This is a genomic window from Paracoccus sp. P2 (assembly GCF_046335115.1).
Lineage (GTDB): Bacteria > Pseudomonadota > Alphaproteobacteria > Rhodobacterales > Rhodobacteraceae > Paracoccus > Paracoccus pantotrophus.
Map to the genome: position 1 here is coordinate 1 of NZ_JBGOSN010000183.1, position 638 is coordinate 638.

A 638-nucleotide genomic window follows, 5' to 3' on the forward strand; every position below is an offset into this window, starting at 1 on the left:
CCCACATTCTCCAAGTAAGTCGCTGATTTCGCTGTCGTAATCGTGATATTTCGCATATAAATCATGGCGTTGACGGCTGCGAGGGGCGCGTTTCATGGATCACCTGGAGGGTGCGGGCTTGGCGCGGGGAGATCGGGTTGATTTCGACCGCCGTGTGCGTCTGGAGTTCCGTGGTGCGCAGATCAGTTCAGACGGTGGCCTGCTGGTGATGCGCGAGCTTGATGACGTGCTCGGCCTGTCCAATCTGGCGTCGGAGGCGCTGCGAGACAGCCGCACCGGGAAGAACACGCTCCATCGGCTTGACGGATTGTTCCGGCAATCGGTGTTCGGACGACTGGCCGGATACGAGGATGTGAACGATGCCGACCGCTTGGCCCTCGATCCCGTGATGCGTCAGGTCGTTGGCGGCAGGGCCGTCGAGGCGCAAGCTGCTTCGGCATCGCAGATGGGACGGTTCGAGACCGAGACGCTGGCTCTGGCCGCGAACCGGGCGGCGCTGGCCGATCTGAACGGCCAATGGATCGACCGGTTTCATGACCGCAACGGGTTGAAATACATCGTGCTGGACATGGACAGCTCGGTCAGCCCCACCCACGGCGATCAGGAAGGTGCTGCCTGGAACGGGCATTTCGACTGCA

General features: G+C 61.8%; 1 pseudogene. It reads left to right on the forward strand.

Features of this window, described 5'->3' with window-relative positions:
- Positions 1 to 94: 94 nt before the first annotated feature.
- Positions 95 to 638 (forward strand): annotated as a pseudogene (locus ACDP63_RS25110) (IS1380-like element ISPme1 family transposase); the annotation flags it as partial.